The organism is Brenneria uluponensis, from assembly GCF_032395385.1.
Lineage (GTDB): Bacteria > Pseudomonadota > Gammaproteobacteria > Enterobacterales > Enterobacteriaceae > Prodigiosinella > Prodigiosinella aquatilis.
In genome coordinates this window covers 2,370,970-2,395,289 of sequence record NZ_CP135917.1, presented here as the reverse complement: position 1 = coordinate 2,395,289, position 24,320 = coordinate 2,370,970, and the positions used below count along the sequence as shown (strand labels likewise).

21 protein-coding genes and 3 pseudogenes are annotated in these 24,320 nt (G+C 48.1%); 15 read left to right on the top strand and 9 right to left on the bottom strand.

Annotated features, from left to right (window positions below):
- Nucleotides 1–136 precede the first annotated feature (136 nt).
- Nucleotides 137–1,084, top strand: a complete 948-nt coding sequence (gene ydgH, locus RS889_RS10965; RefSeq protein WP_021016073.1) for a DUF1471 family protein YdgH — start codon at nucleotides 137–139, stop codon at nucleotides 1,082–1,084.
- A gap of 61 nt (nucleotides 1,085–1,145) precedes the next feature.
- Here ydgH and kdsA read toward each other — a convergent pair whose 3' ends face one another.
- The 5 genes from kdsA to hemA all read right to left on the bottom strand — a co-directional run bounded on the left by kdsA (nucleotide 1,146) and on the right by hemA (nucleotide 6,324).
- Complete coding sequence (gene kdsA / locus RS889_RS10960; RefSeq protein WP_021016074.1) at nucleotides 1,146–2,000, bottom strand: 3-deoxy-8-phosphooctulonate synthase; 855 nt, start codon at nucleotides 1,998–2,000, stop codon at nucleotides 1,146–1,148.
- 38 nt (nucleotides 2,001–2,038) lie between these two features.
- Nucleotides 2,039–2,848, bottom strand: a complete 810-nt coding sequence (sirB1, locus tag RS889_RS10955; protein WP_315710719.1) for an invasion regulator SirB1 — start codon at nucleotides 2,846–2,848, stop codon at nucleotides 2,039–2,041.
- A gap of 228 nt (nucleotides 2,849–3,076) precedes the next feature.
- Nucleotides 3,077–3,943: a peptide chain release factor N(5)-glutamine methyltransferase gene (gene prmC / locus RS889_RS10950; protein ID WP_315710718.1), complete on the bottom strand. Its 867-nt coding sequence runs from the start codon at nucleotides 3,941–3,943 to the stop codon at nucleotides 3,077–3,079.
- On the bottom strand, nucleotides 3,943–5,025 hold the full coding sequence (gene prfA / locus RS889_RS10945) for a peptide chain release factor 1 (RefSeq protein WP_021016077.1): 1,083 nt from the start codon (nucleotides 5,023–5,025) through the stop codon (nucleotides 3,943–3,945). Before prfA ends, prmC begins: the two co-directional genes overlap by 1 nt.
- A 42-nt stretch (nucleotides 5,026–5,067) precedes the next feature.
- A complete protein-coding gene (gene hemA / locus RS889_RS10940) occupies nucleotides 5,068–6,324 on the bottom strand; it encodes a glutamyl-tRNA reductase (RefSeq protein WP_315710716.1) in 1,257 nt (418 codons plus the stop codon).
- A 210-nt stretch (nucleotides 6,325–6,534) separates the two neighbouring features.
- Between hemA and lolB the strand changes: the two genes are divergently transcribed.
- The 3 genes from lolB (at nucleotide 6,535) to prs (ending at nucleotide 9,113) form a co-directional block, all read left to right on the top strand.
- Nucleotides 6,535–7,158: a lipoprotein insertase outer membrane protein LolB gene (lolB, locus tag RS889_RS10935; protein WP_315710715.1), complete on the top strand. Its 624-nt coding sequence runs from the start codon at nucleotides 6,535–6,537 to the stop codon at nucleotides 7,156–7,158.
- A 12-nt stretch (nucleotides 7,159–7,170) separates the two neighbouring features.
- The gene (ispE, locus tag RS889_RS10930) at nucleotides 7,171–8,034 is read left to right on the top strand and encodes a 4-(cytidine 5'-diphospho)-2-C-methyl-D-erythritol kinase (protein WP_315711009.1); all 864 of its coding nucleotides are present in this window, start codon (nucleotides 7,171–7,173) and stop codon (nucleotides 8,032–8,034) included.
- Between the two features lie 131 nt (nucleotides 8,035–8,165).
- Complete coding sequence (prs, locus tag RS889_RS10925) at nucleotides 8,166–9,113, top strand: ribose-phosphate diphosphokinase (RefSeq protein ID WP_021016081.1); 948 nt, start codon at nucleotides 8,166–8,168, stop codon at nucleotides 9,111–9,113.
- Nucleotides 9,114–9,333: 220 nt separating this feature from the next.
- On the opposite strand, the gene ychH is transcribed toward prs, so the two are convergent.
- Nucleotides 9,334–9,600: a stress-induced protein YchH gene (gene ychH / locus RS889_RS10920; protein WP_315710713.1), complete on the bottom strand. Its 267-nt coding sequence runs from the start codon at nucleotides 9,598–9,600 to the stop codon at nucleotides 9,334–9,336.
- Nucleotides 9,601–9,962: 362 nt separating this feature from the next.
- Here ychH and pth point away from each other — a divergent pair, with 362 nt between their 5' ends.
- From pth to RS889_RS10900, 4 genes and pseudogenes are all read left to right on the top strand, one after another.
- Nucleotides 9,963–10,553: an aminoacyl-tRNA hydrolase gene (gene pth / locus RS889_RS10915; protein ID WP_315710711.1), complete on the top strand. Its 591-nt coding sequence runs from the start codon at nucleotides 9,963–9,965 to the stop codon at nucleotides 10,551–10,553.
- 128 nt (nucleotides 10,554–10,681) lie between these two features.
- Nucleotides 10,682–11,773 carry a redox-regulated ATPase YchF gene (gene ychF / locus RS889_RS10910; RefSeq protein ID WP_315710709.1) on the top strand — a complete coding sequence of 364 codons (1,092 nt, stop codon included), beginning with the start codon at nucleotides 10,682–10,684 and terminating at the stop codon, nucleotides 11,771–11,773.
- Nucleotides 11,774–11,899: 126 nt separating this feature from the next.
- A pseudogene (locus RS889_RS10905) lies at nucleotides 11,900–12,103 on the top strand (phage integrase central domain-containing protein); the annotation flags it as partial.
- Nucleotides 12,104–12,610: 507 nt separating this feature from the next.
- Nucleotides 12,611–13,573, top strand: a complete 963-nt coding sequence (locus tag RS889_RS10900) for an NAD(P)H-dependent flavin oxidoreductase (RefSeq protein ID WP_315710707.1) — start codon at nucleotides 12,611–12,613, stop codon at nucleotides 13,571–13,573.
- A 263-nt stretch (nucleotides 13,574–13,836) separates the two neighbouring features.
- Here the strand turns inward: RS889_RS10900 and RS889_RS10895 are convergent.
- Nucleotides 13,837–14,373 (bottom strand): annotated as a pseudogene (locus RS889_RS10895) (Tn3 family transposase); the annotation flags it as partial.
- Between the two features lie 87 nt (nucleotides 14,374–14,460).
- On the opposite strand from RS889_RS10895, the gene tnpA reads away from it, so the two are divergent.
- From tnpA to tnpC, 3 genes are read left to right on the top strand one after another with little or no spacing between them, the layout of a single operon-like run.
- A complete protein-coding gene (gene tnpA / locus RS889_RS10890) occupies nucleotides 14,461–14,769 on the top strand; it encodes an IS66 family insertion sequence element accessory protein TnpA (protein WP_315707813.1) in 309 nt (102 codons plus the stop codon).
- Nucleotides 14,769–15,137, top strand: coding sequence for an IS66 family insertion sequence element accessory protein TnpB (gene tnpB / locus RS889_RS10885; protein ID WP_290180505.1), 369 nt, complete (start codon nucleotides 14,769–14,771; stop codon nucleotides 15,135–15,137). The genes tnpA and tnpB overlap by 1 nt, the downstream gene beginning before the upstream one ends.
- Before the next feature lie 45 nt (nucleotides 15,138–15,182).
- Nucleotides 15,183–16,769, top strand: coding sequence for an IS66 family transposase (gene tnpC / locus RS889_RS10880; RefSeq protein ID WP_315710706.1), 1,587 nt, complete (start codon nucleotides 15,183–15,185; stop codon nucleotides 16,767–16,769).
- A gap of 20 nt (nucleotides 16,770–16,789) precedes the next feature.
- Here the strand turns inward: tnpC and RS889_RS10875 are convergent.
- A pseudogene (locus RS889_RS10875) lies at nucleotides 16,790–19,276 on the bottom strand (Tn3 family transposase); the annotation flags it as partial.
- A 49-nt stretch (nucleotides 19,277–19,325) separates the two neighbouring features.
- Nucleotides 19,326–19,886: a recombinase family protein gene (locus RS889_RS10870; protein WP_315710705.1), complete on the bottom strand. Its 561-nt coding sequence runs from the start codon at nucleotides 19,884–19,886 to the stop codon at nucleotides 19,326–19,328.
- 479 nt (nucleotides 19,887–20,365) lie between these two features.
- On the opposite strand from RS889_RS10870, the gene RS889_RS10865 reads away from it, so the two are divergent.
- Genes RS889_RS10865 through RS889_RS10850 form a run of 4 tightly spaced genes read left to right on the top strand, consistent with a single transcriptional unit; the run spans nucleotide 20,366 to nucleotide 24,143 of the window.
- Complete coding sequence (locus RS889_RS10865; RefSeq protein WP_315710704.1) at nucleotides 20,366–21,406, top strand: zinc-dependent alcohol dehydrogenase; 1,041 nt, start codon at nucleotides 20,366–20,368, stop codon at nucleotides 21,404–21,406.
- A gap of 11 nt (nucleotides 21,407–21,417) precedes the next feature.
- Nucleotides 21,418–22,500, top strand: a complete 1,083-nt coding sequence (locus RS889_RS10860; RefSeq protein WP_315710703.1) for a DegT/DnrJ/EryC1/StrS family aminotransferase — start codon at nucleotides 21,418–21,420, stop codon at nucleotides 22,498–22,500.
- A gap of 4 nt (nucleotides 22,501–22,504) precedes the next feature.
- Nucleotides 22,505–22,987, top strand: coding sequence for an NUDIX hydrolase (locus RS889_RS10855; protein ID WP_315710701.1), 483 nt, complete (start codon nucleotides 22,505–22,507; stop codon nucleotides 22,985–22,987).
- Nucleotides 22,988–22,997: 10 nt separating this feature from the next.
- Nucleotides 22,998–24,143 (top strand): MFS transporter, encoded by a 1,146-nt coding sequence (locus RS889_RS10850; protein ID WP_315710700.1) that lies wholly within the window; start codon nucleotides 22,998–23,000, stop codon nucleotides 24,141–24,143.
- Nucleotides 24,144–24,320: the final 177 nt, after the last annotated feature.

Below are 24,320 nucleotides of genomic sequence, written 5' to 3'. Positions count from 1 at the left end.
TAGCCACTCCCTCTAGGATATTACTTAAAATGCTGAAGCAATGGAGATTGTTCCGTGTCATAATCATCCGCTACAACATAGAACCTAGAGTGGCCAGTACGAATTAACCGTATTACGTCAGAAGAAAGGATTTTTTATGAAGCTGAAAACCAGCGTTATTGCATCCACCCTCTTTTCAATATTAACGTTTTCGGCGCAGGCTGCGCAGGAACTTACTCCAGAAAAAGCACAATCAATAAAACCCTTTGAGCGTATCACGTTCATGGGACGCTATGACGCCATCTATCAAGCCGCAGCAGATGCTGCCAAACAGGCTGACAAACATGGGGCTGACGCGTTTTATATTCAGGGCACTTCGGAAGTTAACGGTGGGCGATGGGCTGTTACGGTAGATCTGTACCATAAAGATGCGCCTCCGGCCACCCACGATGTCGTTTATCGGGAATTTAACGGTGTTAAAGAGTTACCCAAAAATGAAGCCGTCAAGCTGGAACCTTATGATACCGTAACCGTTAATGGCTCTTTTTCTAATCAGCCAGACATCGAGGAAAGCATAGCCAACGCGGCAAAAGCAAAAGGTGCATACTCATTCTTTATTGTGCGACAAGTCGATATCAACTCCGATGGCAATAGTCAGAGTATTACGGCGTTTATTTATAAAAAAGATGCACCTAAGCGTCGGGTTCAGAGTCCCGATGTTATCCCGGCAGATTCTGATGCTGGCAAAGCTGCTTTAGCGGAAGGCGGTGCGGCAGCTTCTAAAGTGGAAATTCCTGGTGTAGCGTTTTCCTCCAGTTTAAGTAATAAAGTAGGTAATTTCTTTCAGACGCAAAGCTCACCCAATAACCGTTACACTGTCACCCTGGATAATGGCAAAAAGGTTCAGGAGTTGAACAATGCCACCGCCGCCCAAATGGCGCCGTTTGATTCTATTACCCTGCGGGACAATTTTACTTCCCCGACGGATATCTCCGAAGCTGTTGCTAAGGAAGCGGGAAAGAAAGGGGCTAAGTACTATCACATCACCAGAGAGTGGCAGGAAAGAGGCAATCGCTACACGATCAGTGCCGACCTGTATAAGTAAATTTTTACCCCATAAAAAACCCGCCGGAAGCGGGTTTTTTATGGAACGCATACGTGCTCAATTAATGGCTGGTGTCCAGTTCCGGAAAATTTTTCACCAGATCATCAATAGCTTTGATCTGATACAGGAAAGGTTCAAGCTTATCCAATGGTAATGCTGAGGGACCGTCACACTTGGCACTGTTGGGTTCAGGATGTGCTTCAATAAACAAGCCTGCCAGCCCCACCGCCATTCCTGCCCGCGCCAATTCTGCGACCTGAGCACGCCGTCCACCCGATGCTGCACCAAACGGATCACGGCATTGCAGCGCATGAGTGACGTCAAAGATAACTGGCGCACCATCAGACACTTGTTTCATCACGTTGAAACCGAGCATATCGACGACCAGATTGTCATAGCCGAAATTTGTGCCACGATCACACAAAATAACCTGATCGTTGCCCCCTTCTTTGAATTTATCAACAATATTGCCTATTTGCCCCGGGCTGATAAATTGTGGTTTTTTCACATTAATAACCGCACCTGTTTTCGCCATCGCTTCAACCAAATCAGTCTGTCGGGCCAAAAACGCCGGTAATTGAATCACATCGACCACATCAGCAACGGGTTGTGCCTGTTGTGGCTCATGAATATCGGTGATAATTTTCACACCAAAAGTCTGTTTCAGTTCCTGAAAAATGCGCATCCCTTCTTCCAGGCCCGGACCACGATAAGAATGGATGGATGAACGATTGGCCTTGTCGAAAGAGGCTTTGAAAACATAGGGAATACCGAGTTTTTGTGTGACCGTGACATAATGCTCACAAATACGCATTGCCAAGTCACGCGACTCAAGCACATTCATTCCACCAAACAGGACAAAGGGGAGATGATTGGCAACCGGGATATCCCCGATTTTGACCACTTTGTTATTCATATTCTTACCTTTATGTCGGATAAATCAAAAAACAGCGATTAATGCAACACTATCTGCTTTTGCTCAATAGAATGAATCTGAATCTTGATCATCTCACTCACCGGGTCTTCCGGGCATTGCTCGACAAAATAGTTCAGATCGGAAATCGCAATGTGATCACAATCCAACTGAGCATAAATCAATCCGCGATCACGAATTTCGTAAGGGTCTTCCGGGTCAAACTGCAATGCAGCTTCGCTGGCGCGTAACGCCAGTTCCATTTGTTTTTCTTCCATCAGAGCCGCTTTCAGCGTATCCAGCATTTTTCTGACAATCATGATATTTTCTGCTTCGTCGAGATCTTCATCGATCAACTTGGCAGAAGGTCCGATGTTGCCTTTTAGCCAGACTTCCAGCACATGTTCATTGAGCGTGTCGCCATTCAATGGATTGATCAGCCACATTTCCTCATCCAGCCAATCAGCGCGCAGAATCAACTGGGTGGGAAAAACGACCGGCATCAATGGAAGCGCCAACTGGTGAGCAATATGCAGGAAAACAATCCCCAAAGAGACAGGCATCCCCTGGCGAGACTCAAGCACTTTATCCAACCACAAGACATCAGACAGGCAGTACACTCCGCCAGCGCCACCAAAGCCCCAGGTTTTGAAGAAAAGCACGATGAGCTTTTCAAGCCGTTGATCATGATCCAGGTTTTCAGGAATGACTTTCCTGGCCTCATCAACCAACTGTTGTAGATCGTGTCGCACACGCTGTGTGGGGAAATCACGACGTATGGCCTGAGAAACTAAAATAACGCCTTCACTTAACTGTGAACGGTTGAATTCAAAATCAGCAATAGAACTCATAGGTATTCCATCAGCACAGGTAACTTGATAAGCGGCACCCGAATAATCGGGAACAGGTCACCAAGGTGAGTTACGAACGCCAGCAGCGGATTTTGATCCGTATAGGCGTGACCTTCCGCGCCATAGCGCCAAAGGAATGTCAATAATAATGCCAAACCGTTTTTTCGTCAGCCAGCTTTCGCCAACGGAAAACAGATAAAATGCGTAACCACCAGCAGAATAATGCAGCTACACAATGGCAGACGATAATGCGTTAGTATCCTGCTTTGTCCATTGACCAAGCGAAACCCGTTCATTGCCTCCATAATCCCGACAGGTAACGATCTGACAAAAACCTTGTTGTTGTAAAAGTTGACGCACGGCTTCACCCTGTTGCCAACCATGCTCCAGTAGTAACCATCCATCTTCCTGCAGAAAATTTATCGAACGCTTGATGATGATACGTAAATCAGCCATGCCCGATTCGGTTGCCACCAATGCACTGGCAGGTTCAAATCGGACATCACCCTCAGCGAGATGATGATCCGATGCATCGATATAAGGTGGGTTGCTGGCAATCAACGTGAATTGTTGAGACGTAAGAGGGGAAAACCAGTTCCCGGTTAAAAACCGACAATTCGTCAGCCCCAGACGCACAGCATTATGTTGGGCTAACACAACAGCTTCTGGTTGAATATCAATACCGATAATATCGCAATCTGGACGCTCACTGGCTATAGCCAGCGCAATAGCACCCGTACCAGTACCGAGATCCAGAATGGATGACGGAGTAGCAGGCAAATATCGTAAAGCCTGCTCCACCAGACATTCTGTATCTGGCCGAGGAATCAGCGTGGCTGGTGAAACGGACAGCGGCAATGACCAAAACTCCTTCTCGCCGGTCAGATAAGCAATCGGTTCACCTTTTACCCGTCGAGCCAGTAGCATATCCAACCGCTGGTGCTGTTCTATTGTCAATTGGGTTTCACCAAAAGCCAGTAAAAATGTCTGCCGCTTGCCAGTGACGAAACCAAGTAAAATCTCCGCATCCCGCTTCGGACTTTCACTACCCGAGAGTTGTGCGATGGCCTGAGCCAGCCAGCATTGATAATCCATTACTCTTGCTCTGAAAGCGCAGCCAACTGGTCAGCCTGATACTCCTGCACAATCGGCTGAATCAGCATTTCCAGCTTGCCTTCCATCGCTTCATCCAAACGATATAACGTCAGGTTGATGCGATGATCGGTCACCCTTCCCTGCGGGAAGTTATACGTCCGGATTCGATCTGAACGATCGCCGCTCCCCAGCAGATTTCGTCGCGTGGAAGCCTCTTCCTGATGGCGTTTCTGCATTTCAGCAGCACGAATACGGGCACCCAACACTGACAACGCCTTGGCTTTATTTTTATGTTGTGAACGTTCATCCTGACATTCCACCACGATACCGGTCGGAATATGCGTAATACGGATAGCGGAATCTGTCGTGTTGACGTGCTGCCCACCCGCTCCTGAAGAACGGAAAGTATCGATGCGTAGATCCGACGGGCTGATTTCCGGCAGCTCGGCCTCTGGAACTTCCGGCATAACCGCCACGGTGCAGGCCGACGTATGAATACGGCCCTGAGATTCTGTGGCAGGAACCCGTTGCACGCGATGTCCACCAGACTCAAACTTCAGTTGTCCGTATGCTCCCTCGCCAATAACCTTGGCAATCACTTCTTTATAGCCGCCATGCTCGCCGTCACTGGCGCTCATGATTTCCACTTTCCAACGGCATGACTCAGCGTAGCGGCTGTACATGCGGAATAAATCACCAGCAAAAAGCGCGGCTTCGTCACCACCAGTACCTGCTCGAATTTCCAGAAAACAGCCACGTTCATCATCAGGATCCTTGGGCAGGAGCAGAACTTGCAACTCTTGTTCCATTACTTCACCTGAAACTTTTGCGTCTCTAAGTTCTTCCTGTGCCATTTCTCGCATTTCCGGATCGTCCAGCATCATTTCCGCTGTGGCGACATCGTCCTGCGCTTGCTGCCAACGCTGAAAACAACGAGTAATATCCGTAAGCTGCGCATACTCACGGGATAACGTCCGGAAACGATCCATATCGGCAGTAACAGTAGGTTCACCAAGCAACGCCTGGAGTTCTTCATGGCGCTCTTGTAACGCTTCCAGTTTGGCAACAATAGAAGGCTTCATGCGTGATGTTAAATCCTGTTTGAATATAAAGAGAAAAGAATGCTAATCCAGTCCGAGGCTGTCACGCAAAATCTGCAAACGATCCAGATCACCATCGCGAGCAGCCTGCTGGAGAGATTTGGTAGGAGCATGAATCAGGCGATTTGTCAGGCGGTATGTCAATTCCTGCACAATGGATTCAACATCGCCGCCTTGTTGAATTGCCACCATGGCTTTCATTGTCATTTCTGCACGCAGGCTATCTGCCTGAGCTCGATAATCACGAATGGTTTCAACAGCCGACTGCGCCCGCAGCCAGGCCATAAACTCTGAACTTTCCTGTTGAACAATAGACTCAGCCTGAACGGCGGCAGCCTTACGCTGCGCCAGGTTATGCTGAATAATCGCTTGCAGGTCGTCCACACTGTAAAGATAGATATTGGGCAGTTTCCCTACTTCCGGCTCGATATCTCGCGGAACAGCAATATCCACCATCAACATGGGCTGGTTACGTCGCGCCTTTAGTGTTCTTTCCATCATGCCTTTGCCAATGATTGGCAGCGTACTGGCCGTGGAAGTGATTACGATATCGGCATACGCCAACTGTTCACCCAATTCCGCCAGTGTAATAACTTCCGCCCCCACTTCATTAGCCAATGCCTGGGCCCGCTCACGAGTACGATTGGCAATAACCATGCGTTTTACCCGATGCTCTCGCAGATGGCGGGCAACCAGCTCAATAGTTTCTCCCGCCCCCACCAGCATAACATTGACCTCAGCCAGTGATTCGAAAATCTGACGGGCCAGCGTACAGGCAGCAAATGCGACAGACACAGCACTGCTACCGATATCCGTTTCGGTACGCACTCGTTTTGCTACGGTAAAGGATTTTTGAAATAACCGTTCAAGTTCACCAGAAAGAGAGTGTTTACGCTGTGATTCTGCAAACGCCTTTTTCACCTGGCCCAGAATTTGTGGCTCACCCAACACCAGGGAGTCCAATCCGCTGGCGACGCGCATCAGATGACTGACTGCAGCATTGTTTTCATGCCAGTAGACACTTTTTTGCACATCATCCCGGTCTAGCCGGTGGTATTCACATAACCAGTTGACTAACTGTTCCCGCTGGTTTTCCCGATCCTCGACACTGAGATATAACTCGGTACGGTTGCAGGTAGACAGCAGCACGCCTCCCTGCACCAGCGGTTGCTGTAACAGGCTATGTAACGCCTGCCCCAGAGTATCTGGCGAGAAGGCTACACGTTCTCGCAGAGAAACAGGTGCAGTTTTATGATTAATACCAAGCGCAAGCAGGGTCATGGATAGTTCTGAGTAATACCGATGTTAGTATGGGTTTCATCTGTTAAGCATTCTACTTGATGCAGACAAGCAAGAAAAGCGACACTATATGCCTCTCGTTATTCGAAATTGTATCTGACGGGAAAAATAACAATGATTGACGCTGAGGACCAAGCCCGTTAGCGTGACGCATTGTTATGAATCCATCATGCTTTATAGGACAATAGTAATATGACCATAAAACCCGTCCGTTGCCTGCGGTTACTGCCATTGGCCTGTCTATTACTGACAGCCTGTAGCCTTACTCAACCCAACGTTCCGGGTAAAAGCCCGACCTCACCTCAGTGGCAGGATCACCTGAGCAAGGTACAGCATTTGACCCAATATCAAACACGCGGATCCTTTGCCTATATCTCTAATAGGAAGAAACTTTATGCCCGATTCTTCCTGCAGCAATTCTCACCTCAACGCTATCGCCTGCTACTGACCAGCCCGTTGGGTAGCACCGAGCTGGAACTGAGAGCTCAACCTGAAAATGTGCAGATTATCGACAATCAAGGTAAGCGCTATGTAGGGAAAGATGCGGAATATATGGTACAGCAACTGACAGGCATGGCGATTCCGCTCGACAGTCTGCGTCAATGGATGCTCGGTATCCCGGGAGATGCCCAGGATTATTCACTGGATGATCATTACCTGCTGCGTAACCTCACGTATCATCAGGGGAATCAACGCTGGAATGTCACTTACCTGGGGTATATGCAAGACAGCATTCCGCCGTTGCCACAAAGTCTGGAACTGACACAAGGTGAACAACGCATCAAACTCAAGATGGATAACTGGACGGTTCAGTAAGTGACATATTCACTGGATAATCAATGGCCTTCCCCCGCCAAGCTAAATTTGTTTCTGTACATCACCGGACGGCGTGCCGATGGCTATCATAATCTACAAACTTTGTTTCAATTTCTGAATTATGGTGACACTGTCACCATTACGCCACGTCAGGATGGCCTTATTAAGCTCCTCACCCCAATTATCGGGGTACCGGACGAGCAAAATCTGATAATCCGTGCGGCAACCCTGTTACAACGTTACGGTCAACGACATGGACTGCCCGTGGCGGGAGCCGATATCGCCATTGAAAAACGGCTGCCTATGGGTGGCGGACTGGGTGGCGGTTCATCCAATGCCGCCACTATCCTGGTGGCACTAAACCATCTATGGCAATGTGGATTAAATCGCACTACGCTGGCAGAGATTGGCTTGACGCTGGGAGCAGATGTGCCAGTCTTTGTTCACGGTTATGCCGCTTTTGCTGAAGGTGTAGGAGAAAAACTCACCCCCGCGTCACCGCCGGAAAAATGGTATTTGGTCGCTCACCCGGGCATTAATATTCCTACACCACTCATTTTCAACGATCCTGACCTAAAACGTGACTCTCCCGTTTGTCCGCTGGAGGTACGGTTAAAGCAGACTTTCGTCAATGATTGTGAACCTATTGCAAGAAAACGTTTTCGTGAGGTTGAACAGCTACTTTCATGGCTGTTAGAATACGCCCCGGCGCGCCTGACTGGCACTGGTGCTTGTGTGTTTGCTGAATTCGACACTGAGTCTGCTGCTCGTCAGGTGCTTGACCGGGCCCCGGGATGGCTGAATGGCTTTGTCGCACAAGGTGTTAACATTTCACCTTTGCAACGCACGCTTTCCGGGCAACTCGAGGGTCGCTAAAAAACCACCGGCATCAGTGGTCTTTTAACGCCTTTATTCCTACACCCGTATGCATATTGTATCTGCGTGGCATGCACCCCGGTTTCACGCCGATATGGTATTTCTCTGGACGCAAGCCTGAGGTTCTTCTCGTGCCTGATATGAAGCTTTTTGCTGGTAACGCCATCCCGGAACTAGCACAACGTATTGCCAACCGTTTGTACACTAGCCTTGGCGACGCCGCTGTTGGTCGTTTTAGTGACGGTGAAGTCAGCGTGCAAATTAACGAAAATGTACGCGGTGGTGATATATTCATCATCCAGTCCACCTGTGCACCCACCAATGATAACCTGATGGAACTGGTTGTCATGGTCGATGCCCTGCGCCGCGCTTCTGCGGGACGTATCACTGCGGTTATTCCCTACTTCGGATATGCGCGCCAAGACCGTCGTGTACGTTCTGCCCGTGTGCCGATTACAGCCAAAGTGGTTGCCGACTTTCTCTCTAGCGTAGGTGTTGACCGGGTACTTACGGTTGATCTTCACGCTGAACAGATCCAAGGTTTCTTTGATGTCCCTGTGGATAATGTTTTCGGTAGCCCGATCCTTCTGGAAGATATGCTGCAACAGGATCTGAATAATCCTATTGTGGTTTCTCCGGATATTGGTGGTGTGGTACGTGCCCGCGCTATCGCCAAACTGCTGAACGATACCGACATGGCTATCATCGACAAGCGTCGTCCGCGCGCTAATGTTTCCCAGGTAATGCACATCATCGGTGACGTCGCCGGTCGTGACTGCATCCTGGTTGACGACATGATCGACACTGGAGGAACACTGTGCAAAGCAGCCGAAGCTCTGAAGGAACGCGGCGCCAAGCGTGTATTTGCTTACGCTACGCACCCAATTTTCTCCGGCAATGCCTATGACAACATCAAGAATTCGGTTATTGATGAAGTTATTGTCTGCGATACCATCCCGTTGACTGACAAAATCAAATCGTTACCGAATGTACGCATGTTGACGCTGTCTGGCATGTTGGCGGAAGCGATTCGCCGTATTAGTAATGAAGAATCTATTTCTGCCATGTTTGAACATTAAGTCACACAACACGATAAGCAGAAAAAAACGCTACCAATTTATCGGTGGCGTTTTTGTTTTTTTAATTATTTTCAATAAGCTACTAAACGATGTAATTGGCTGTAAGGCTGTAAAGAAAAAAGCAACAACCCAAAATACTAAAAATAGAGAGACAATAAAGAACCGTTATAGTCTTGCCGGTTTTTATTACCTCACACTCAACATGATTTTATTACCATGATTAATGATTTTGCCGGCGGCAACGTTTATCAAAATGCTTTACCCACCAATAGCGGTCAGCCACATGCTCTCTGCCACTGATACGCGCCCCCACCAACCATAAAATGGCTCCGACGAAAATAGCTATCAGTTCAACGTAATTTGAGGCGCCGGGCAAATCCAACTTAGGCAACTGACCAATGATAGAATAAGCGATCCCCAGGATCATCAGTAGCATACCCAACCCCATAAATATGTTACCTACAGCTACAGAATGTTTATGTTTCATATTTCACCTCCAGAAATATCTGTGGAAATAATGAGGATGTCGCTGCATTCCATTACTATTCTTTATAATTATAGACATTATCCCTATTGACATTGAGTGAAAGGTCACAGATAAAAAACAAATTCCGTACACATGTTAAACAATAAACACAGGTCAATAATAACCAATCGATACCCGCCATCTATCAAGTTGCAGGCACGCAGGTTATGCTCAATTACTCGCTTATCCCTGCGCTTCGCTTCTTTCTCTTGCAAACATCGCCGATACTTGGTGATTGCCAGGTTGTCCGTGTAAACTAACGCACCCGTTTTAGTGACTTTACTCTGCGTTACGGTATGTAACGCGTAATCTGGAACTGTATTGTGAGCAGCATCAAACTCATTGTGGGGCTGGCAAATCCGGGCGCTGAATATGCTGCGACCCGTCATAACGCTGGCGCCTGGTACGTTGACCGTCTGGCAAAATCCCACCGGCAGCCACTCAAAGAAGAAAGCAAGTTCTTCGGTTACACCTCACGTCTGATACTTGCCGGGCACGACATCCGCTTATTGGTACCTACCACTTTCATGAACTTGAGTGGCAAAGCGGTTACAGCGATGGCAACGTTTTATCGCATTCAACCAGATGAAATTCTGGTCGCCCATGACGAACTGGATTTATTGCCAGGGATAGCCAAACTGAAACTAGGTGGCGGCCATGGTGGTCATAACGGTTTGAAAGACATTATCAATAAGTTGGGAAACAATCCCAATTTCCACCGTTTACGGATCGGTATTGGCCATCCGGGTGATAAAAATAAAGTGGTTGGTTTTGTTCTTGGCAAGCCGCCTGTCAGTGAACAGTCGCTGATTGATCAGGCGATTGACGAAGCTATCTACTGCACGGATATTCTGTTGAAAGAAAACATGACCAAAGCAATGAACCGTCTGCACGCCTTTAAAGCGTCATTATAGTCATACGGCATGATGACGGCAGATCGAGTTAAAGCATCATTATGTGTATAATTGGCCGGAATATTTTCATTTTGACAGGCCAATGAATCTAATGGCCTGATTAATAAGTTATTTAAGGTGATATAAACATGGGATTCAAATGCGGTATTGTTGGGCTGCCTAACGTCGGTAAATCCACACTGTTCAATGCGCTGACCAAAGCCGGTATCGAAGCGGCCAACTTCCCGTTTTGTACCATCGAGCCAAATACCGGCGTAGTGCCAATGCCGGATCCGCGTCTGGAGAAACTGGCAGAGATCGTAAAACCTCAACGAATACTTCCAACAACGATGGAATTCGTTGATATCGCCGGGTTGGTAAAAGGCGCATCAAAAGGTGAAGGCCTGGGAAACCAGTTCCTGACGAATATCCGTGAAACTGAAGCCATTGGTCACGTAGTCCGCTGCTTCGAAAATGACAATATCATTCACGTTTCAGGAAAAGTGAATCCCGCTGACGACATTGACACCATTAACACCGAGCTGGCGCTGTCAGATCTGGATACGTGTGAACGTGCGATTCACCGCGTACAGAAAAAAGCCAAAGGTGGCGATAAAGACGCAAAAGTCGAGCTGTCAGCACTGGAAAAATGCTTACCACAGTTGGAAAACGCAAAAATGTTACGGGCGTTGGATCTGAGCACGGAAGAGAAAGCGGCTATCCGCTATCTGAGTTTCCTGACGCTGAAACCCACCATGTACATCGCTAACGTCAACGAAGATGGTTTTGAAAACAACCCGTATCTTGATCAAGTTCGTGAGATTGCGGAAAAAGAGGGTTCTGTCGTGGTGCCTGTCTGTGCGGCAGTGGAATCCGATATTGCTGAACTCGATGATGACGAACGCGATGAATTTATGGCTGAACTGGGCCTGGAAGAACCGGGACTCAACCGCGTTATCCGTGCTGGTTACGAACTCCTCGACCTACAGACCTATTTCACGGCTGGTGTAAAGGAAGTTCGCGCCTGGACTATTCCTGTCGGTGCGACGGCTCCGCAGGCAGCCGGTAAAATTCATACTGATTTCGAAAAAGGCTTTATCCGCGCTCAGACGATTTCTTATGAGGATTTCATCACTTATAAGGGTGAACAAGGCGCGAAAGAAGCCGGCAAAATGCGCGCCGAAGGCAAGGAATATATCGTTAAAGATGGCGATGTTATGAACTTCCTGTTCAACGTCTAAATAAAATGTGTTGTCTCATGGGATCTCAACGCATCTCATGAAGACTGACAAACCCTATAAAATCCATGCAATTGCGTGGATTTTTGTTTTTATGACGTCTCAGATTAACTCGTAGAAGCACAATCAAAGTTAGATAAGATCCGCAAGGTCAACGACGCATCCAACACCTTTGAGCTTATCGCCAAAGAGTGGCTGCCGATGAAAGATTGGGCCGACATCACCAAAACGCGCCTACTTAATATGCTTGAGCGTGTGGTTTTCCCTACCATCGGCATACTCCCTATCAGGGAAATCACCTCGCACCATATTCTTAAAATTCTTCAGGAAACCGTTATCTGTTTTCATCACTTAATGAATTGCAGGAATACGCGACGCAATGGCAGTGGTTTTATAATCATGAACGACCGAATATGGCACTAATGAGGGCAGAGAGTACGGATGTTCATCAGGGCTCACGAAGCCGGATATATGTGTGTGGCTACTTTGTCAGAAAAAGATCTGCCCGTACTTATATCGGGGAGGTGTCCATATAGCTATTTAGATTATCCGTGACGATTCACCATCCACTCTGCTTGACTGATATTGTCTATTAGCAAGTAATGAAATGTGAAATCAACTTCAATCAACATAACAACACCTTTTAATTAACAAAGTTAATACTTTTTAATACCGCAAATCAGATTGCCAAATATAAGGGCACAAGTGGTACATCTCAGTTCTTTGTAATTATGTAGATTATGAGAAGGGCGTCGGTGCCTCGCTGCTTCCTGATGTATTAGCTGACATGTCGTTAAATTTTTATTAAAAATAAGGCCGTTTACGCGGGTTGGGTTTTATATGAACAATCAAATATGTGAAAAGTTAGGTATTCGTTACCCAATAATACAAGGTCCTATGGCCTGGGCATCTGACAGTAAACTTGCCGCCAGCGTATCTAATGCCGGTGGATTAGGGATTATGGGGTTGGGGTTTTGTCCCCCAGAAGTTGTAGTTAAAGAGATTCATTTGGCACAAGCGATGACTAATGCGCCGTTCGGTTTTAACATTATCACAGCGTTGCCCATTGCCAATAAGTTACTTGAGATCTGTCTGAGTGAGAATGTTAAGGTCATCGAACTTGAAACATCGCCTGATTTCTTTAATACAATCCCATATTACGTAGACAAACTCAAAAGCCACGGAGTAACAACCATCGGAAAGGTATCCTCCGTCGAAGAGGCGATTTTTTTCAAATCCGCTGGGATTGATTTCATATCAGTCAAGGGAAGTGATGGTGGCGGACATATTTTCGATTTTACAGGTACATTCTCGCTGATTCCACAAGTCGCCGATGCCGTTTCCATTCCTGTCATCAATTCCAGTGGTATAGCTGATCGTCGAGGTGTCGCCGCTTCATTTATGCTTGGTGCGTCAGGCGTTGAGATTGGCAGCCGTTTTCTTCTCGCTGAAGAGTGCCCTGTTCACATAAATTACAAAAATGCAATCATCTCGGCAAAAGAAGGAGACACTGTACTTACTGGTGTCTGTGCAAGTGATGGTGTACGTGGTATCAGAAATCATCTGACAGACGAAATGTTAAGACTGGAACGGGAATTTCCCCTTGCTGATGCCTGCGAACACATCCGTGAACTGGGTAAGGGGTCGCTTCACAAGGCTGCTGTCGAGGGAGATATTGTCAATGGAAGTGTGGTAGTTGGTCAGAATGTTGGGTTGTTGAATGCCATATTACCCGCAAGCGAAATTATGCTGGAATTCATAGCAGGATACGAACATGTATCCCAGTGGGATTCAGCGCATTAATTGGTATATAAAGCGAGTGGCAATGATTTCAAAGTCAGAGGATTATAGTGCCCATCCCAAAGGGAATCATTATGACCATTTAGCGATGATTTCTTTTAGCATGTGTTCTTAATTAATTGTTTTATATAATACTTTCATCTTCGTTTACAGGAAGCGACCTGCTCTCCGTTGATTAATGGGGTCTGAAGCCCAACCGTACGAAAACGCACGTTAAGTATATTTTTTAACCAGAATGGTGTTTTCGCTGCCATGACGAAAGATAATTATAAAGGCCATTCATCGCTCTCTTCCGCTTGCTTAAGTGGCCTTAGCTGTCCTTTTGTTACCTGTTCTGCCAGCGTGAATGTATAGTGACCCAGCATATTAATATGCGCATGGCGCAGTGGTGACAGCCGAAACTCATCGTCTTCATTAATGGCTTCGCCCCCATCACGTAAATGTGCCAGTGCCGCCTGCATATAAATGGTATTCCAGAGCACGACGGCATTGGTCACCAGCCCCAGAGCGCCCAGTTGTTCCTCTTGCCCATCCTGATAGCGTTTTCTGATCTCGCCTTTCTGTCCGTGACAAATTGCTCTAGCGACAGCATGTCTGCTTTCTCCCCGGTTGAGTTGGGTCAGAATGCGACGTCGGTAATCCTCATCATCAATATAATTTAGCAGATACAGTGTTTTATTAATTTTCCCAGCTTCGATAATGGCCTGTGTTAACCCTGAAGGGCGATCGCTGCTCAACAATGAACGAATTAAAACTGATGCCCGGATTGTCCCCAGCGTCAGAGAACCCGCCAAGCGCATCATGTGTAAGCGCCCTTAAATCGGCATCTTTTTTTCAGTGATTAACTGCGCCACACTGCCGCTGCCTACCCTAAACACCGAGGCGCAATCATGACATCTCAACAGCGGGCCGAGCATTGGCGCGAACAGATCACCACCTGGCAAGCATCCGGTCTTTCTGGCCAGGTTTTCTGCCAGCAACAGCAGCTGACATACCACCAGTTTGTTTACTGGCGGCAAAAATATTGTACCGATAACCCGACTCAAGCGCGGGCCCCAGGGTTTGCCAAAGTCACCGCCGACATCACCCACGTCGACACCCCAACCGAGCTGACACTCTCATTGCCCAATGGCCTGGTGATCACCGGTCTTAATGACCGCAATGTTTCCCTGCTGGGCGCTATTCTCAGGCAACTCTGATGCGTAACCGTGACTTACGCCCGGCGCTGGCGATGCCACAGATTTTTCTTTATCGCGCACCCATCGATTTCCGCAAGCAGGTCAACGGGCTGGCGGCGCTGATAGAACAGGAATTGGGACACGATCCTTTTACCGGGGCGCTGTATGCTTTTACTAACCGCCAGCGCAATAAAATCAAATGTCTGATGTGGGAAGACAATGGTTTTGTCCTTTATTACAAGGCGCTGGCAGAGGAGAAGTTCAAATGGCCCAGTCTGGCCGATGACCTGTTACCCCTGACCGGGGAGCAGATTAACTGGCTGCTTGATGGTTACGATATCAGTCTACTCAATGGGCATAAAAAACTGCATTATGATGGCGTTAATTAGTCGAAACAGGAAGCATCAGGTGGCTGTTTTTGTTATAATTTAACCATGAAAACGCCCACTTTCCCGCCAGCCGAAAACCCAGACAACCGCAGTTTATCTGCGGTTGAATTGCTGGCGCAGGTCGAGGAACTTCAGCAACAGCTTCAACATCGCGAATGTTATATCGCCCTACTCGAAGAACTGCTCCGCCTCAAAAAAGCCCAACAGTTTGCCGCCAGCAGTGAGCGGCATACTGACCAGATTGCCTTGTTCGATGAAGCCGAACTGGACGTGGCAATGGAGTCCTTGTTGGCTCAACTGCCGGATGACGTATCGCCGCCCCCACCGCCGTCTGGCACCCAAAAACGCCAACGCGGTTTCTCCGCCAACCTGCTGCGTGAACGTGTGGAGTTGTGCCTGTCCGACGAAGAAAAAGCCGGCGCCCGCGCCACCTTCTTCAGCAAGGTTAAAGAAGAGCTGGCGTTTATTCCCGCCCAATTAAAAGTCATCGAATACTGGCAGGAAAAAGCGGTGTTTGACCGCGATGGCGAGGAGTTTATCGTGGCGGCCCGCCGCCCGGTCCATCCGCTGGGCAAATGTTTTGCCACCACCGCCTTGCTGGCCTATATCATCGTCGCCAAATATGCCGATGGGCTGCCGCTGTACCGCCTGGAAAACATGCTTGCCCGCAGTGGCCACCCGGTAGGCCGCACCAATATGGCCCACTGGATCATCCGGTTAGCCAAGGTATTTGCCCCGCTGCTGGCCAGGTTGCGTGACGTGCAAAACAGTGGCCGTTACCTGCAAATGGATGAGTCCCGCATCCAGGTGCTGAAAGAAGAAGGCAAAACCGCCCAATCGGACAAATGGATGTGGGTGATACGCGGTGGCCCCCCCGATAAACCCTCAGTGCTGTTCGAGTATGACCCGAGCCGCGCGGGTAGTGTTCCCGTGCGCCTGTTGGCGGGATTCACCGGTATTTTGCAAACCGATGGTTATGCCGGTTATGACGCGGTGTGCCGTGAAAACAATCTCGTGCGTATCGGCTGCTGGGATCATGCCCGGCGCAAATATATTGAAGCGGGCAAAGCGGTCCCCAAGGGCGCAAAATCTGCCAAAGGCAAACCCACTAAAGCGGATGTGGCGCTGGGCTACATCGGTAAACTGTATGGCATTGAACGGAGCCTGCAGGGGCGCAGTGAAGCGGACAAATACCTGGCCCGTCAGCAATATAGCCTGCCGTTGCTCAATGCCTTTAAACTATGGCTGGAGCAGAATGTCGGCAAGATAATGAAAGGCTCGCTGACCCGTCAGGCCATGGACTACACGCTCAACCACTGGGCAGAATTGATAGGCTATTGCGATCATGGGCAGGTGAACATCAGCAATGCGTTGGCGGAAAATGCCATCCGCCCGTTTGCGGTCGGTCGCAAGGCATGGCTATTTGCCGACAGTTCGCAGGGCGCCAGCGCCAGTGCCGGGTGTTATTCCTTGATCGAAACGGCGAAGGCCAATCAGTTAGAGCCGACGGCGTATATCCAGTATGTGCTGGATCACATCGGCGAGGCGGATACGCAAGAAAAACTCGACGCGTTATTGCCCTGGAATGTGGACCTGGTCCCCTTTTTAAAAAATGTGTCGCAGTATGGATAGGGGGAGTACGTCGATTTAACGGCGCTTACCATCATGTCATCCCAGTGTTGCTCTATCTTTCGGGCATTGGCAGCATTGCGGGCGATGTCATTCAGTACGCCATAATCTGCATCTTTATCCACTCGCCAGAATACAGAAGCCCCGGCATCGGCCAGGCGGGGTGAAAACTGATAGCCCAGCAGCCAGAAAAGGCCAAAGATCAGATCACTGGAACCGGCTGTATCTGTCATTATCTCAGTCGGGTTTAGTCCGGTTTGCTGCTCCAGTAGCCCTTCCAGCACGAAAATGGAATCCCTTAGCGTGCCTGGAACGACAACGCCATGAAATCCGGAGTACTGATCTGAAATGAAATTGTACCAGGTGATCCCGCGACTGGAGCCAAAATATTTTCGGTTGGGGCCTGCATGTACCGTTCGTACCGGGGCAATAAACCGCATGCCATCCGCAGAGGCCACCTCACCACCGCCCCATTTCTGAGCCAGAGGCAGAGTAGACTGGTAATCAACCAGTCTGGCGTTTGCTTTTACCAGCGTTTCTGCCCTGAGATAATTTTGTTTGGTCCAGCTCAGACGATAACGGGTCAGCGCCGGAATATTGGGTCGAATAAAGGGCTCCATGCCAATATTACAAGCTTCAGCCAGCAATACCGCGCATATACTGACTGTCAGGTCATCCATACGCGCGCCCGCCTCGCTTGCATGGGTAAATTCATCTGCAAATCCTGTATGCGCGTTAATCTCAAGAAGGAGTTCTGTCAGATCGACAATTGGCAGCAGGTCAGATATACGTTTCGAGAGTAACTTCAGCGTCGGCGGCTCATCCAGTCCGTTCAGATGAGCAATGGTCAGCTTCGTGCGTTTACCGGTGAAATCCAGTGAAACAGCCTGATTATCGGCAAAATTTTTAGCGACCTGTCGGTACACAGAGTCCAGCTGCCGGGTCAGTGCATTGACGGCCTCTCCGGCGTTGAGGGGATGCCCAAGGGAGCGATATACCTGAACTCTGTTGGTGTGCCAGTCCTGCCCCTGGAGAAGTTTAGCCCGCGGATCTCCCCAGCGCTCGCTCCGTGCGACGTAAATATCCCGACGTCGCAGACTGTCCTGTAACTTATTCATAACACAAAGGGTATAGCCCTGTCGGGATAAATGGCCGTCTTTGCCATAGCAGAGTCGTTTCCAGGGGCCGGTAATTATCGCCATTGGCGCATCATCAATATGCTGCCTCCGGGTTGACCGGATCGCCGCAAGGTAGCGTATAGCCTCCAGCGTGGTTTCACCTGCCGGAGCGGCGCTGAATTCAATATTCTCCAGCAAACAGGGAAGAAAGCGGCGGACTCTCCCATACTGTTCCACCATTTCATCGTGAAAACTGGTGTCAGAAGGTCGGGCGATGGTGTTTATAAATGCGATGGTATCGGCCAGCCTGGCCGGAGGAAATTTCCCGAATATTGTCGAGCGGATCAACTCACTGTCAATATTTTCATCCAGGAGCACCGAGCAGATATGTGCCAGTTCTAATGCTGACTTATCAAGGTCTTTCAGTGTCCGCAGTCGTTTTTTCTGCCCAATTTTTTTCGCCTCCCGGCCAATATCAGCGATAATCCCATCCAGAACGTCCAGCGCGTCATCCAGTGCCGATATTTCGCAGGAACGGACAAAGGCAACCAGCATAGCTGTTCGTCTTGCGGGCGGCATCCGGGCTATTTTGTACACTGAAATCATATCAGCATACCGGGCTAGTGCATTGAAACGCACCGGAGGAATACCGGTGAAGTCGAGATCCTGCATGCCAAATGCTTTCAGTTTCAGGTAGCGCGCAACGGCCTGATTAAATGCTGGGCCACTGATGGCAACAGGACCTTTTCTTAACTGATCAAAACGTGAGGTACGTACTCCGTCAGGCACCTGTAACAGTTCTTCAAGTAATGAGCACAGCTCACCTGATGCCAGCCCGGACAGACGTGACCAGAGCCTGTCTGCTGATTTTTCACGTATTTCGGATATCAGACGGGTCAGCGTGATGACGCCCGGCAACAGTATTTTATTTTGCAGAAGCCAACTGGTAGCCAGATCGAAAAGCAGACCCGGTCGTTCGTTGCTGAGCCAGCTGCGGGTGAACAGTAACCGGCTCAATCTGAAAGTCCACGGCCACGAAAAATCATGATAGCCATACTGACGACGGATCAGTGCCTGATGTTCACGCAGCGTAGTTTCTCTTCTGGAGTAGTCGGACAGAACGCTCGTATCGGATATTCCCAACTGTCGGGCAACAAACCACAGTACGTTGGTCGGGATCGCTGACAAGTCATAAGGCCATGTGCCAAGAAATCGAACGCTGCCAATCAGCAATGCCACTGCCAGCCGGTTTGCCCTTCCGCGCCGGTTGTTAATGAAATCCATATCCACTTCGTCCAGCAGAAAGAAACGAGCAAGCTGAATGTCATTAGGCTCACCAGAGAACTGGCCATAACTGGCACGCTGTTCCGCGTTTAAAAAATCTGCTGGCAAAAGTGCCTCCCTGGCTACGGATCACATACGAATACATAAAAATTAGATGTTAATCAGACTGTTTCAGATATTGATACAGCGTTTCACGGCTAATACCAAACTCGCGAGCAAGCTGGGCTTTTTTCTCACCATCCATTGCTCGCCGTCGAACTTCAATTTGTTGTTCTGAGGACAATGATTTTTTCCGTCCACGGTAAGCTCCACGCAGCCTGGCTAAAGCGATGCCTTCACGCTGACGTTCATGGATTAAAGAACGTTCGAACTCGGCAAAAGCCCCCATCACTGAGAGCATCAGGTTTGCCATCGGTGAATCTTCGCCAGTGAATGTAAGACATTCTTTAACAAATTCGATACGCACACCCTTATGGGTAAGCTTTTGTACCAGACGGCGCAAATCATCCAGGTTACGAGCCAGCCGGTCCATACTATGAACCACCACGATGTCTCCATCACGCACGAATGACAACAGTGAATCCAGCTCTGGCCGCTGGGTATCTTTGCCCGATGCTTTATCGACAAAGACTTTATCCACCTGAGTCTGATCCAATTGCCGCTCTGGGTTCTGGTCAAAGCTACTTACCCTGATATAGCCAATACGTTGACCTTTCATACGCCTCCAATACTGAATGTGTCAGGAAAGAATCTATGACCTTTAATTACTTGTGTCAATAAATATGCAGAGTGACTTTATTCTGACAGTTTTTCACTGTCCGGCCTGACGTCAAGTTAGGGTATAACTCAACTAGGCATTGCTTTTACTTCACCGTTCATATTCCTTTTAACAGAGGTCAGCTTGGAGTTAGGAAAACAAACCACGTTGAGGCTAATTTTCAATCAGTTTGAGTTTACCAACCGCAGATGTTGTTCCTTTTGCGTCTTTTAGTCCGCAACCGGCTGATTGATCAGCGGAAATTTCTCGGGCATAGACCTTCACTCTCTAGAATAAAACAAAAAAACACTTGATTACTATAAAAGGTAAAGTTAATTAGGCTTTATGATTCCTCCTGTTAACAGGAGTGTTAGAACTGAAATATTTTTTTAACAAAAATATGCATTAATACCGAATCCACTAAAAAAAGGAATGAAGTGATGGTATTACTGGCAAGGGCAGTGCAAAAACAAAAAGTGGTTCTGGAAAAATCCACTTTGAAAGAGATGAATAGCTCTAGTGTTCACATAAATAGTATTTACTCTTTAATCAGCACTGGAACAGAAGTAAGCACGATTAACGGTTCTATCGCACGTTTTCATAAGGGGTGGTCAGATGATTATCGATTGTTTGGCGATCAGTATGGGGCGCTTAAAGAGTTCCCTGTCTCGCTGGGATATAGCTGTGTTGGCAAAGTCATTAATGTCGGTTTAGACGTCACACAAGTGAAAGAAGGCGATTATGTCTGGCTCGATCGCCCTCACCAGACTGAGTACGTTGTGTCTGAAAATGAAGCGGCAAGGGGGCTGTGCGTTCCGGGGGTCGATCCCAGACGTTATACTTTCCGTGTTCTTGCTAAAGTTGCGCTGGCCGGTGTCCACGACGCACGCCCGTACATTGGCGCCACTGCTCTTGTCACCGGATTGGGTGTAGTCGGGCAGTTAACCGCGCAACTTCTCAAAGTGAACGGGGTAACCCGAATTTTCGCAACAGATATTTGTGAAAAACGCAGGCGGGTCGCAGCAGCTCAGGGGATCGAAGTCATTGACCCAATAAGCACTAACGTGGCTGAGTACATCAAGCAAAATACGAAGGAAACTGGCGTTGATTTCGCCATCGAAGCCTCGACAAATTTCAGTGCATTAAATGACTGTATTCGCTCAGTTTCAGTTGGCGGCCGCGTCGTTACCTTGTCGACCTATACCGGTCAGGCTAATGCTCTCAACCTCGGTGAGGAATACCACCGTAACCGGGTCGAACTCATCAGCTCGATGTCGGTAAATGAATGTCCTCACCGGGGATTTCCTCAGTGGTCTGCAGACCGCCTTATTGAGACAACCAGAAAGCTTCTGGATTGCGGTATTATCGAGCCAGAGAAATCGCTCCTGACTAAAGAAGTAAATTTCGCAGACATTCCGCAGTTTTACTCTGAATTATGTCAGGGTGAAAGCGATGATGTCGGCATTATAATTAAATACTGAGTGCGGTAATAATGAAAAAAATATCTGACAAATACCTGCATCATTCTGTTCGCGACGAAGAAATGATTCTGTCTATTTTACGCGATGGACAATTATCTGGAACAGCAGACATTATTGGCATTTATGAAAATACGCTGTCTTCATACTTTGGTGCTAAACACGCTATAGCTGTATCTTCCGGAAGCACCGCAATCCAGGCAGCACTCTGGTGTGCCGGTGTTCGCCCGGGAGATGAAATTCTCGTCCCGGCACCTGCGGTCCTGCCTTCGCTCTTTCCAGTTACTGAAAATGGGGCAATCCCTGTCCCCGTTGATGTACGTGAAAACTGTCTGGATTTTTGCCCGGACAGCCTGCGCAAATCCATCAGCAGCAAAACAAAGGCTGCATTGATCGTTCCTTTATGGGGTTATCCCTTCAATCAGGATGAAACTCGAAAAATCCTGGCAGAACATGGCATTCCCCTGATTGAAGACTGCGCGCATGCCCACGGTGCTAAATTCGGCAACAAGTTTACCGGCACCTTTGGTGACATGAGTTGTTTCTCAACGCATGATCGTAAGATCCTCGCGACCGGAGAAGGTGGATTCGTACTTACAGATTGTCAGGAAACCGCTCAAAACCTGACGACATTTACCCGACTGGGCAACCTGTCAGGTAAAAGATCCGGCGTGAACTACAAGTTGGGTGCTCTACAAGCCGCACTGGGTATTGCTAGACTGCCTGATATCGAGGAACAGGTCTCCATTCGCAGGACCAATGCTGACGCAGTTAAGTCACGGCTTAAGCCAGGTCGGCCGTTTGACGAGCTCAGCTTTGGCGATGGGCGTCCTAATTACTACAATCTGGTATTTAAGCTGAACAGTGACGTTTCTGATCCGGGAACAGTGCTTCGTAGAGTGAACGATGCCGGTATAGTTATCGATCAAGTCAAATATGGTTATAACGTGTTTTACAAGCGCGAGGTTTACAGCCATATTTCAGCCAACTGCCCTAATTCAGAAAACATGATTCAGCGGCTTATCCAGATCCCAGTACATCCTGGAATTACAGAACAGGATATTGAACAAATCGCCAACATTCTGAATGAGATTTAATCCTATGCTTCGTGAGGGAGTTAAGCATTTCACCGCTTCGGCGATTATCCTAGATGAACATGATCGCATTCTGATGCATTTTCATAAGAAATTGCAGATGTGGCTCTATCCCGGTGGTCATATCGAGGAGAATGAGGAGCCGCAGGAGGCACTGTTACGCGAGGTGTTCGAGGAAGTAGGCGTTACGCCAACCATTATATCGTGCCAGATTCAGGAACATCAGTCTTTGGACCTGGATCCCGCAAGGGTAGCTGAACTTCCAATACCTCTCACCCTACTTTGCGAAAAAATCCCGGAAAAAACGGGTGGATGGCACTGGCACCTGGATATGATCTATCTTTGTATCCTGCCGGCTAACCTTATAAATGCTGAGGGTGAATTTAAGTGGCTGACGGTCTCTGAAATTGAATCGTTACCGACACCGCGTGAATTCCCGTCGTTGATAAAAAGGGCTATTTCAGTGAAAAGATCCTATTCAAATATTTAGCAGGAACCCTATGTCATTTTTTTACCGCATTTCAGTGGTAATATTGGCTGCAATCAATCCGGTAAGCATGGATTTGTTAGCGCCTGCGATACCCTATTTACAGCAAAGTTTACCTGCCCTTAATGGGCAGGTTTTTTTTTCAACCTATCTGAGCGGACTTGCCGTAGGTCAGCTGATTGGCGCTTTTTTGCTTAATGGCAGGAAAAATGTCCTCTTTGCGCTTTTATTTTGCATGATATTTTGCGTAGCGTCTCTCTTCGCGGGTTCAAGCAGCAGTCTACAGTCGTTCCTGATATCACGTTTTGTCACCGGTTTTAGCGCCGGGATCATCTATCTGTTCTGCATGCTGCTGGTAGCAAATTCAGAAAATGAAGAGGAAATTGCAGAAAGTTATCGGTTAAGAAATCAGACGCTGTTGTATGTAGCGACGCTAATCCCTTTTTTATCAGCAGCGGTGATTACCCTTGCATCTTTTACGCTTCTGCTAAAGCTGCAGTTAGTCTATGGTGTGGCTTGTTTTCTTCTGATGACAGGGTTTATCAGGAAACCACTGAAAGATAGAGGGATTACAAGGAAGCAGGAAGCGCTCACTAGAACCAACCTCATTTGCAACGTCATCTCCATGATATCCTGGTCATCAATGCTGTATTTCATCCTGTCTCTTATCCCGACATTATTCGGTGTGAATACTTCACATCCTGAATGGATGATCTGCGCCGGCATTACAACAAGTGCCCTTTCTTATCGCCTGGGGAGCTTACTCAAACACAGGATCAAGACGGCTGCTGGAACTGCTTTATCCTTCGGGCTAGTTCTTACATTTATTCTCTGCCATTACACCCCTAGTATGTGGGTTGAGTTTCTTATGCTAGGGATCGTATATTTTATCGCTGGCGTCTATCAGTCCCGGACAGCAGCTAAAGTGCTTGCTAGTAACCTATTTTCCTCTCGTCGAAATACCTCATTGTTAACCTTTATAAATTTACTGGTATCCGCTCTGGTTGTTGAGTTGGCCAGAAGAATTGGGGTGGCTGATTCTTTGATTTGGATTGGTATTCCGCTGGTGTTGTTTGCGATATCTCCGCAATGGAGAATTAGAAGATACGTGACGTCAGGCTTGAACACATCCGTTGGCGGTGAGGGTAGTAGCAACTGACGTAATAACTTAAGTTTGGATCTAGAAAATATAGAACATAGGATGACACTGAATTTTATGATAAATAACTTTGCCGCATGATGTTACCCGCTTTTCAGGCTGACCTAATAGCTTTGATGTGTGGTTAAAAAACGTACTTAGCGTACGTTTTCGTACGGTTGGGCTTCAGCCCCCTTA